This window comes from Escherichia sp. E13S3, assembly GCF_004212325.1.
GTDB lineage: Bacteria > Pseudomonadota > Gammaproteobacteria > Enterobacterales > Enterobacteriaceae > Escherichia.
The window spans coordinates 127,697-138,035 of the sequence record NZ_RHJR01000014.1; the positions used below are offsets into that span (position 1 = coordinate 127,697).

Below are 10,339 nucleotides of genomic sequence, written 5' to 3' on the forward strand. Positions count from 1 at the left end.
TTTGACATGCGTCGCAGAAATTTCTCTTCGATTTCTCATAAAAACAATCGGCAATGTCTCACAAAGTACATGGTATTTACTTACACCGTTCACGCCGAAAAATCCGTCTTTTATTGTGGTTCAGGTATAATCGCCGCAAAGCTTTGACTGACGGAGACGACCGCTTTGACTAATTTGAATTATCAACAGACGCATTTTGTGATGAGTGCGCCTGATATTCGCCACTTACCTTCCGATACCGGGATCGAAGTGGCTTTTGCAGGCCGTTCCAACGCAGGTAAATCCAGCGCGCTGAACACGCTAACTAACCAGAAAAGCCTGGCGCGTACCTCGAAAACACCAGGACGTACCCAGCTTATCAACCTGTTTGAAGTGGCTGAGGGCAAACGTCTGGTCGACTTGCCTGGCTATGGCTACGCGGAAGTTCCTGAAGAGATGAAGCGCAAATGGCAGCGCGCGCTCGGTGAGTACCTCGAAAAACGTCAGAGTCTACAAGGCCTGGTCGTGCTGATGGATATTCGCCATCCGCTGAAAGATCTCGACCAGCAGATGATTGAGTGGGCGGTGGACAGCAATATCGCCGTACTGGTGTTGCTGACCAAAGCGGACAAACTGGCGAGCGGTGCACGTAAAGCGCAATTGAATATGGTGCGTGAAGCAGTGCTGGCGTTTAACGGTGATGTGCAGGTAGAGACATTCTCTTCTCTGAAGAAGCAAGGTGTGGATAAGCTGCGGCAGAAACTGGATACCTGGTTCAGCGAGATGCAGCCTGTAGAAGAAACGCAGGACGGCGAATAATTTTCTAGCCCTTACGCATGTGCCGGATATCGCGTATCTGGCACATAAAATCATGCAAATTCAATGAGCTATTTTCCTACCGTAGGCCTGTTAAGCACAACGTATCCGGCAATACGGATCTTTTCTTTCGCACAATAAAAAACGCCCCAGTCATTACTGACTGGGGCGGCTAAAAAATTCAGCCAAATCCGATTACGTGAAGTAAAAGGTCTGAAAGATAGAACATCTTACCTCTGTACCCTACGCGACTAACTTTACTCTTTTTTGTTCAGTTCAGAAAGCACTTTTTGTAATTTTTTTTCAGTTGTTGCATAGGAATTTCTAATACCCATCACAAATCGTGGCTGGTTATGTTGCTTAGTTACGAAAAAAAGGCTTGTTAAGGCAAATCTTAGTGCGCTTGATCCCAGTTTTCGCCACTACCCACTTCCACCAGCAACGGCACATCCAGGTGGGTACAGTTTTCCATCAACTGATGGATTTTCTTCGCTACCGCATCGACATCATCTTTATGAACTTCAAACACCAGTTCATCGTGTACCTGCATGATCATACGCACGCGCGGTTGCTCTTCCTGTAGCCAGGCATCAACGGCAATCATAGCCCGTTTGATGATATCCGCAGCGGTTCCCTGCATTGGTGCGTTAATGGCTGCACGTTCAGCCGCAGCACGGCGTGCACCGTTGCTGGATTTGATATCCGGCAGATAAAGGCGACGTCCGTCCAGGGTTTCAACGTATCCCTGCTCTTTCGCCTGAGCACGAGTGCGTTCCATATACTCCAGTACGCCTGGGTAGCGTTCGAAGTAAAGGTCCATGTACTTCTGTGCTTCTTTACGTGGAATGTTCAATTGCCGTGCCAGACCGAAAGCACTCATGCCATAAATCAGACCAAAGTTGATCGCTTTCGCGCTACGGCGTTGTTCGCTGGTGACAGTTTCCAGTGGCAAACCAAACACTTCTGCAGCCGTTGCCCGGTGGATATCTTTTCCTTCTGCAAATGCGGTCAGCAAGCCTTTGTCTCGTGAAAGATGCGCCATAATGCGCAGTTCAATCTGCGAGTAGTCCGCCGAGACAATCACGTAATCCTGCGGCGCAATAAACGCCTGGCGGATACGGCGGCCTTCTTCGTTACGCACCGGAATGTTTTGCAGGTTAGGATCGGTTGAGGATAAACGCCCCGTCGCAGTTACCGCCTGGTGATAAGAGGTATGCACGCGTCCGGTTTTCGGGTTGATCATCAGCGGCAGCTTGTCGGTGTAGGTTGATTTCAGCTTCGCCAGACCACGATACTCCAGAATCACTTTTGGCAACGGATAGTCCAGTGCCAGCTCTTCCAGTACCTCTTCCGACGTTGACGGCGCACCACCCGGCGTTTTCTTCAGCGGCTTAATACCCTGTTTTTCAAAAAGAATAGTTTGCAGTTGCTTGGTGGAAGAAAGGTTAAATTCTTCACCTGCAATTTCATGCGCTTTCTTTTCCAGTTCTGCTAAACGCAGGGTGAGTTCTTCAGAATGATTGTGCAGCACTTTCGGGTCGATCTTCACACCGTTGCGTTCGATGCGCGAAAGCACCGGTACCAGCGGCATTTCGATGTTTTCGAAGACGTTCAGTGGCCCTTTGTGTTTTTGCAGATCCGGCCACATTTTCAGATGCAGCTGCAAGGTGACATCCGCATCTTCGGCAGCATAGCGTCCGGCCTCTTCCAGGGCAATCTGGTTAAAGGTCAGTTGATTTTTACCTTTACCGGCAATCTCTTCAAAAGTGATGGTTTTGTGCTTCAACCAACGTTCCGCGAGGCTGTCCATATCGTGGCGACCGGCAACGCTGTTGAGAATGTAGGACTCGAGCATGGTATCAAACGCAATCCCCCGCAGCTCAATGCCGTAATTCGCCAGAATGCCGCGATCGTATTTCAGGTTTTGCCCGACCTTCAGCGCCTTTTCATCTTCCAGCAGCGGTTTTAGCAGCTCGAGTGCACGCTCGCGGGAGATCTGATCGGGCGCATCAAGATAATCATGAGCAACCGGAATATAGGCCGCTACGCCTGGCTCAATAGCAAAAGAAAGCCCGACCAGGTTGGCAGAGATGTTATCGAGGCTGTCAGTTTCGGTATCAAACGCAAATACAGGCGCTTTTTCCAGCTTCGTAATCCATGCTTTTAGAGTTTCTTCGTCCAGAATAGTGACGTAGTTATCGTAAGAAATCGCTGTTGCAGTCACTTCGGGTGTTTCGTCGACAACAATGGTTTCCTGCGGCTTCGCGGCTGGTTTTGCCCCTTTGGCCTGTAACCATTTGCCCGCTTCGACATCAGCAGTCCAACGCTTGAACTCATACTTTTTGAACAGCCCCAACAACTCTTCAGCCGCCGGTTGTTGTACTTCCAGTTGTTCGCAGGTCAGTTCCAGTTCAACGTCGGTTTTAATCGTCGCCAGCTGGTAAGAGAGATAGGCCACCTCTTTATTTTGCTCAAGCTTCGCCGCCATTGTTTTCGCGCCACGGAAGCTCAACCCAGCAATTTTTTCCGGCTCGGCATACAGCGTATCCAGGCCGCCAAGACCTTGTAGCAGTGCCTGCGCGGTTTTTTCGCCGACGCCCGGTACGCCAGGAATGTTATCAGAAGAGTCGCCCATCAGCGCGAGGAAGTCGATGATCAGTTCTGGCGGTACGCCGTACTTATTCACCACCTCTTCCGGGCCGAGGATAGTATTTGTCATGGTGTTGATAAGCGTAATATTTGGCGTCACCAGCTGCGCCATATCTTTATCACCGGTGCTGATCAATACCGGACGCCCCGCTTTTTCTGCTTCACGCGCCAGAGTACCGATAACGTCGTCTGCTTCTACGCCAGAAACGGCCAGCAGAGGCAGCCCCATCGCTTTTACCATTGTGTGCAGGGGTTCGATCTGCGCGCGCAAATCGTCCGGCATTGGCGGGCGATGTGATTTGTAATGTTCAAACAGTTCATCACGAAAGGTTTTTCCCTTGGCGTCAAAGACCACCGCTGCATGCGTCGGTTGGTATTGCATGATCAGACTACGCAGCATGTTGAGGACACCGTACATCGCACCGGTTGGCTCGCCTGCGCTGTTAGTCAGCGGCGGAAACGCGTGATATGCGCGATAAAGATAAGATGAACCATCTACAAGGATAAGTGGGTTTTGGGGGATCTGAACCATAATGTCCGTGCCTGTTTATCAGATTATGGGTAAAGGATGCCACAGACAGGATGAAAACATGAGTTTTTCACCGCTTTTCGTGAAAATCTTTTGTAGATCTTGTGGATCGCTCGCAAATCGTCATGTGGATAACTTTGTGTATAAATTATTTACATCACTTTTAATTTATTATCATGCTTGTTACAGCATTAGGTTTGTTGTTGTTTTTCATAAAGTTAAAAATAAAAGCATTGCTGGTGATTGAGTAATAGGGATTTTTTCTAATGTGGATAGATATGAATTATTTTTCTATTTAAGGATCATCCGTTATTTGGGCCGTTTTCTGCTAAAATCTGCGCCTTGCGCTTCTTTAGCGCACTGTCTATGGCTAACCTTTTGAATAATTTAATTATGACGAGAATACTCGCTGCGATAACACTTTTGGTGAGTATCGTATTGACCATTTTGGTCACCATTTTTTGTTCTGTCCCGATCATCATTGCCGGGATCGTAAAACTATTGTTACCTGTGCCAGTGATTTGGCGAAAGGTATCGCTTTTTTGTGATTTTATGATGTATTGCTGGTGTGAAGGATTAGCGCTATTACTGCACCTTAACCCACACCTGCAATGGGAAGTTCGCGGACTGGAAGGGCTAAGTAAGAAGAACTGGTATCTGCTTATTTGTAACCACCGCAGTTGGGCTGATATTGTTGTACTATGCGTGTTGTTTCGTAAGCATATTCCAATGAACAAATATTTTCTCAAGCAGCAACTGGCCTGGGTGCCTTTCCTGGGCCTGGCGTGCTGGGCGCTGGATATGCCATTTATGAAGCGCTATTCCCGCGCTTATTTGATACGTCATCCGGAACGGCGCGGTAAAGATGTTGAAACCACTCGTCGGTCTTGCGAAAAGTTTCGCCTGCATCCCACCACGATTGTGAATTTTGTTGAAGGCTCCCGTTTTACTGAACAGAAACACCAGCAAACCCACTCGACATTTAAAAACCTCCTGCCTCCCAAAGCCGCCGGTATCGCGATGGCGCTGAATGTACTGGGTAAACAATTCGATAAACTACTCAATGTTACGCTGTGTTATCCGGACAATAACCGCCAGCCATTCTTCGATATGTTAAGTGGCAAACTGACGCGGATTGTCGTGCATGTGGATTTACAACCCATTGCTGAAGAGTTGCATGGCGACTATATCAATGACAAAAGCTTCAAACGTCATTTTCAGCAGTGGCTGAACACACTGTGGCAGGAAAAAGACCGACTTCTGACTTCACTGATGTCATCACGGCATCAGGATAAGTAGTTATAACTCGCCTCCGTATTAGCAGAGGCGAGTTATCATTTTAATGCACTAAACGTCCGGCACGAGACATAAATTCTTCTTCGCTCATCTCTTGACCGTTAAAAACAACTTTACCTGGCAAATAATGCAGTTGCAGCGAGGCAATATTGTTGTCAATTGTGATTAACTGAAACATCTTACCTAATGTTGCCATTCCGCCGATTTGTTTATCAGCCAGCTTTTGAGCTTTTTCAGCATCCATTCCTTCAGATAAATTAAGCTGTTTAGCTATTTCAGTGACGACATTAATCGGTACATTCATATCCAGATTGAACGATTTAATATCTTTGTTTGTGGATGATGAAGATTTGGCTGGATCGACAATACTAATATCCAGATTAGCATTTAGTTCACCGACAGCGTTCTTCCAGCTTACAGGTAGTTTAATGATCGGCTCACTTTTTTGTAATAACGGTAAATACTCTTTGAACAATGCAGTATTCATTGCTTCCAGTGCATCTTCATCATTTACTAACTCGGGGTGTGCTGCAAGTTGCTTCTGCGTCGCAATGTTGTACTGGATGATAAACTGGCGAACTGCTAAGGGATCAATAGATTCAGCAATCAATGACCACTGACCGCTACCGAGTTGTTGATTCCCTTTTGTTAACTTATCAAGTTCGTAGGTCAGATTGACATTGATATAATCTTTATCTTTTACGCGCTCTAGTGTGGTTTTCGCGACGAAAGCGTCGATTTTGGCAACTTCGCTACCGTGATTGACAATGCTAATCTGATTAAATTTCGACTCGCTTTCACCAACCGGAAATTTCTTTTCTTCTAATCGCGTCAGAGAATTAATGGTAAAATTTTTCGCCATGACTTTGTTCATTGGCGATAATTCCAGAACAATATCTTCGACTTTGCCTTCAACATCCAGATTAGACAATGAACTGTCATCACCATTAAAAGTAAACTGACCTTCACCAAAGGAGAGTTTTCCATACTCTGCAGGGGCAACGTCCAGAGTTGTAGAGAAAGAACCGCCAAAGGCGAATCGCAATGTCGCTTCGACGGGCGCTCTATCTTTTGCAGCAATAAATAGCGGCTGTGTCAGTTCATTATTGACTAATTTAACTTTTGCTGCCGCCATAGCAGGTAAGATATTGCCGCTTTTTAACATTGATAGCGGCAAGGGACCATGATCGACATCCACATCAAATGCAATACCTTGTCCTGGCTTGATATTGAGATCTGGCGCACCTTTATCAAAGGTAATAAGCATTTGAAAATGAGAGCTAAAAAAACCTTTGTCAAAGTTTTTATAGCTGGCGGTCATATCATAGGCATGCTCTCCCTTCTTTTTACTGTCGTTAAAATCTTTAATAAATTTTTCGACGCCAGACTGGATTTGAGTCCCTTCATACCATGTCCCACCGCCCCAAATAATGGCTAATGCAACAATAACACCTGTGGCTGACTTACGTATCATTTCTATTATTCCCTGATAAAACAGCAAAACTTTTAATATCCGCGCTTGATATTAAAATGTCCAGAAACGAGGTGAATTATCAGAAAGTATTTATATTGATTAAACAACAAAAAAAGCCCGTGAATATTCACGGGCTTTATGTGAATTACAATAAATTATTTTTTCTCAGACAGATATTTCACTGTATCAGCATACTGCTGAACAAAAACATCCATATTGCTGGTATCCATACCCTGCGGATTCAGCTGATATTTACCGTTAACAAACATCGCTGGAACGCCACGCAATTGTACATCTGCAGCCGCTTTTTCTTGCTGAGCGACCAGAGATTTAACAACAAAGCTGTTCCATGCTGCATCATACTCTTCACCTTTAATACCTGCGTTGATGAAGACATCACGAATGTCGGCCGTAGAGCGAATGGTCTGTGTTTTCTGTACGCCTTCAAACAGTGGTACAGTCACTTTATCTTCTACGCCCAGCGCCATCGCCACAGCCCACGCTTGTGTCAGAGATTGCCCCAGCTCCCCGCCCATGAAGTTGACGTGGTATTTAGTCATCTTCACACCTTCCGGCAGTTTTTTCTTCACATTCTCAGAAATATGCAGAACTTCTTCAAACTGATAGCAGTGTGGGCAGAAGAAAGAGAAAAACTCCAGCACTTGCGGTGCGCCAGCAACCGGCTTTTCCAGCGTGGTGTATTGTTTACCATCTTCATACTGCGCCGCCGATGCGCTAAACGCTAAAACCAAACCAGCCAGCGCCAGCCAAATCTTTTTCATGATCTACTCTCTCCGATTAATACATAGGTGTTAATTGCAAAGGGGGTTCTTGTAGAACTTTTGCCTGTTCTATAAAAGTTGCCGTCTGTCGCAGCCAGTAATCTTCCCCGGTTAACCACGGGAAATTTTTCGGGAACGCCGGATCAGCCCAACGCCGCATTAGCCAGGCAAGATAATAAACCAAACGCATGGCGCGTAAAGGTTCAATCAGTCCGATTTCAGCGGTGTCGAACTCGCTAAATTCTTCATAAGCTTCAATAATAGTTTCTAACTGCATCCGCTGCTCAGCTTTATCGCCATTCAGCAACATCCACAGGTCCTGAATTGCAGGGCCATTACGCGCATCATCCAAATCGACAAACATTGGGCCATCGCGCCAGAGAATATTTCCGGCATGGCAGTCACCATGTAATCGCAGAACGGTGAAGTCCTCCCGCCAGTGTGCTGTAACGGCGGTAATAAGCTCATCCGTTGCCTTAAGGAAGGCCGCTTTCAGCCCAGAAGGTATCAGCGTAGCATTTTCAAACAGCTTGCGTGGCTCAATGAGATATTCATTCAGACCGATGGTCGGGCGATGGATAAAAAGCTGTTTGCGCCCCGTCTGGTGCATACGCCCTAAATAACGCCCAACCGCTTCCATCTGATCGATATTATCAGCTTCGAACTGGCGACCACCGACGCTTGGAAAAACGGCAAAATAAAATCCCTGATGATTCAATAAAGTTTGACCGTTAAAGGCCACAGGTGCTGCGACCGGAACTTCATCGCTTACCAGCTGCAACGCAAATTGATGTTCTTCGAGGATTTGATCAGCTGTCCAACGTTCAGGGCGATAAAATTTGACGACAAAACGTCGACGATCTTCGTCCTGAAATTGATAGACACGGTTTTCATAGCTGTTAAGCGGGGTAAGACCGGAATCCACCCGGATCCCATGCTCAAACAGAGCGTCCATGATGGTATCCGGGTGTAGTGTCTGGAAAGTAAAAGCGCTGTTGTTCATCCCATCATCCGGAAAACATTACGAATGATGAAGGATATCATTTCACAATGATTTTGTTGGTAGCGCTTACAAGCTTTTACTCTTTAATTACGCCACGCGCGCGTAATAGCGCCGTTTTGAAGTCTTCTTCATAATCTTTCTGCAACCCAGGGATCACCGCATCTTTCGCGGAATCGCGCATTTTCAGGTGATAGATCAGAATGTCATCCGTCAAATCCGCCAGTTCGCCATCAAAACCTGACTCTTTCGCCAGTTTCTGCAAAAATTGCAGCAGGTTAAGGTCTGGCTCTTTTTGCCAGGCTGGCTGGAGGAGTTCAATAACTTCATTCAGACGTTTACATTTCATAGTAATGCTCCTTACTCTTGAGACAGACACGTTAGCAGGGTCAATCCCACAATAAAAGAGGCGATATCGGTGAATCTGATGACGACGATAACAGGCGTTGTACTGGCGGGCGGTAAAGCCAGACGAATGGGCGGCGTAGATAAAGGATTGCTGGAATTAAACGGCAAACCGCTGTGGCAACATGTCGCTGACGCGCTTATGACGCAGCTCTCTCACGTCGTGGTTAATGCCAATCGTCATCAGGAAATCTATCAGGCCAGTGGTCTGAAAGTAATAGCGGATTCACTGGCGGATTATCCTGGCCCGCTGGCGGGAATGCTTTCGGTAATGCAGCAGGAAGCAGGTGAGTGGTTTCTGTTTTGTCCGTGCGATACGCCTTATATTCCCCACGATTTAGTCTCCCGGCTTAATCATCAGCGCAAAGATGCACCTGTTGTGTGGGTCCATGACGGTGAACGCGATCATCCAACTATTGCTCTGGTAAATCGCGCTATTGAACCTTTATTGCAGGAATATCTACAAGCAGGAGAACGCCGGGTAATGGCATTTATGAATCTTGCTGGCGGTCACGCGGTTGATTTTAGCGACCGTAAAGAAGCATTTGTGAACGTGAATACGCCAGAGGAGCTTGCCCGATGGCAGGAAAAACAATGATACCGCTACTCGCCTTTGCCGCGTGGAGCGGCACCGGAAAAACGACGCTGTTGAAAAAACTTATCCCGGTATTATGCGCCAGAGGGATCCGCCCGGGGCTGATTAAACATACGCATCATGATATGGATGTCGATAAACCGGGCAAAGATAGCTATGAGCTGCGCAAGGCTGGCGCGGCGCAAACCATCGTTGCCAGCCAGCAGCGTTGGGCGCTAATAACGGAGACGCCAGACGAAGAAGCGCTGGATCTACATTTTCTCGCAAGTCGAATGGATACCTCAAAGCTGGATCTGATTCTGGTTGAAGGGTTCAAGCATGAAGAGATCGCGAAGATTGTGCTGTTTCGCGATGGAGCTGGACATCGACCGGAAGAATTAGTGATAGACCGGCATGTTATTGCTGTAGCCAGTGATGCGCCGCTTAATCTTGATGTCGCGTTACTGGATATTAATGATATTGAGGGGCTGGCTGATTTTGTGGTGGAGTGGATGCAAAAGCAGGCCGGATAAGCAAGAGTAGGCTGGAGAAGACGCGCCAGCGTCGCATCCGGCATTTTTTCTGCATCAACGCAAAAAGGCCATCCTTCCGGATGGCCTTCTGCTTTATTTGATGCCTGGCAGTTCCCTACTCTCGCATGGGGAGACCCCACACTACCATCGGCGCTACGGCGTTTCACTTCTGAGTTCGGCATGGGGTCAGGTGGGACCACCGCGCTAAGGCCGCCAGGCAAATTCTGTTTTATCAGACCGCTTCTGCGTTCTGATTTAATCTGTTATCAAGCTTACTTATCGATGTCTCATCCGCCAAAACA

The 10,339-nt window shown here is 47.0% G+C and carries 9 protein-coding genes and 1 rRNA gene; 4 read left to right on the forward strand and 6 right to left on the reverse strand.

Annotation, left to right across the window (positions count from 1 at the left end; all coding sequences use genetic code 11):
• The first annotated feature begins 165 nt into the window (after positions 1–165).
• Positions 166–798: a ribosome biogenesis GTP-binding protein YihA/YsxC gene (gene yihA, locus D9597_RS14620; RefSeq protein WP_130209968.1), complete on the forward strand. Its 633-nt coding sequence runs from the start codon at positions 166–168 to the stop codon at positions 796–798.
• Positions 799–1,189: 391 nt separating this feature from the next.
• Here the strand turns inward: yihA and polA are convergent, their stop codons facing one another.
• Positions 1,190–3,976 (reverse strand): DNA polymerase I, encoded by a 2,787-nt coding sequence (gene polA / locus D9597_RS14625; RefSeq protein WP_130223068.1) that lies wholly within the window; start codon positions 3,974–3,976, stop codon positions 1,190–1,192.
• Between the two features lie 363 nt (positions 3,977–4,339).
• Between polA and D9597_RS14635 the strand changes: the two genes are divergently transcribed.
• Positions 4,340–5,272 (forward strand): acyltransferase, encoded by a 933-nt coding sequence (locus D9597_RS14635; RefSeq protein ID WP_130223070.1) that lies wholly within the window; start codon positions 4,340–4,342, stop codon positions 5,270–5,272.
• A gap of 40 nt (positions 5,273–5,312) precedes the next feature.
• On the opposite strand, the gene D9597_RS14640 is transcribed toward D9597_RS14635, so the two are convergent.
• The 4 genes from D9597_RS14640 to D9597_RS14655 form a co-directional block, all read right to left on the reverse strand.
• Positions 5,313–6,743, reverse strand: a complete 1,431-nt coding sequence (locus D9597_RS14640; RefSeq protein ID WP_130223072.1) for a DUF945 family protein — start codon at positions 6,741–6,743, stop codon at positions 5,313–5,315.
• 155 nt (positions 6,744–6,898) lie between these two features.
• Positions 6,899–7,525, reverse strand: a complete 627-nt coding sequence (dsbA, locus tag D9597_RS14645; RefSeq protein WP_064527999.1) for a thiol:disulfide interchange protein DsbA — start codon at positions 7,523–7,525, stop codon at positions 6,899–6,901.
• 16 nt (positions 7,526–7,541) lie between these two features.
• The gene (gene srkA, locus D9597_RS14650) at positions 7,542–8,528 is read right to left on the reverse strand and encodes a stress response kinase SrkA (protein WP_130216161.1); all 987 of its coding nucleotides are present in this window, start codon (positions 8,526–8,528) and stop codon (positions 7,542–7,544) included.
• A gap of 76 nt (positions 8,529–8,604) precedes the next feature.
• Positions 8,605–8,874, reverse strand: coding sequence for a YihD family protein (locus tag D9597_RS14655; RefSeq protein WP_001295263.1), 270 nt, complete (start codon positions 8,872–8,874; stop codon positions 8,605–8,607).
• A gap of 69 nt (positions 8,875–8,943) precedes the next feature.
• Here D9597_RS14655 and mobA point away from each other — a divergent pair, with 69 nt between their 5' ends.
• Positions 8,944–9,528, forward strand: coding sequence for a molybdenum cofactor guanylyltransferase MobA (mobA, locus tag D9597_RS14660; protein WP_130223074.1), 585 nt, complete (start codon positions 8,944–8,946; stop codon positions 9,526–9,528).
• Complete coding sequence (gene mobB, locus D9597_RS14665; protein ID WP_130223076.1) at positions 9,510–10,037, forward strand: molybdopterin-guanine dinucleotide biosynthesis protein MobB; 528 nt, start codon at positions 9,510–9,512, stop codon at positions 10,035–10,037. Before mobA ends, mobB begins: the two co-directional genes overlap by 19 nt.
• Before the next feature lie 102 nt (positions 10,038–10,139).
• Here mobB and rrf read toward each other — a convergent pair.
• Positions 10,140–10,255, reverse strand: a 5S ribosomal RNA gene (gene rrf / locus D9597_RS14670).
• Positions 10,256–10,339 lie beyond the last annotated feature (84 nt).

Excerpts from the sequence above, each read along its gene's own strand:
- D9597_RS14640 (WP_130223072.1), bottom strand. The coding sequence starts at position 6,743 with ATGATACGTAAGTCAGCCACAGGTGTTATTGTTGCATTAGCCATTATT.
- D9597_RS14655 (WP_001295263.1), bottom strand. The coding sequence starts at position 8,874 with ATGAAATGTAAACGTCTGAATGAAGTTATTGAACTCCTCCAGCCAGCC.
- polA (WP_130223068.1), bottom strand. The coding sequence starts at position 3,976 with ATGGTTCAGATCCCCCAAAACCCACTTATCCTTGTAGATGGTTCATCT.
- D9597_RS14635 (WP_130223070.1), top strand. The coding sequence starts at position 4,340 with ATGGCTAACCTTTTGAATAATTTAATTATGACGAGAATACTCGCTGCG.
- dsbA (WP_064527999.1), bottom strand. The coding sequence starts at position 7,525 with ATGAAAAAGATTTGGCTGGCGCTGGCTGGTTTGGTTTTAGCGTTTAGC.
- mobB (WP_130223076.1), top strand. The coding sequence starts at position 9,510 with ATGGCAGGAAAAACAATGATACCGCTACTCGCCTTTGCCGCGTGGAGC.
- srkA (WP_130216161.1), bottom strand. The coding sequence starts at position 8,528 with ATGAACAACAGCGCTTTTACTTTCCAGACACTACACCCGGATACCATC.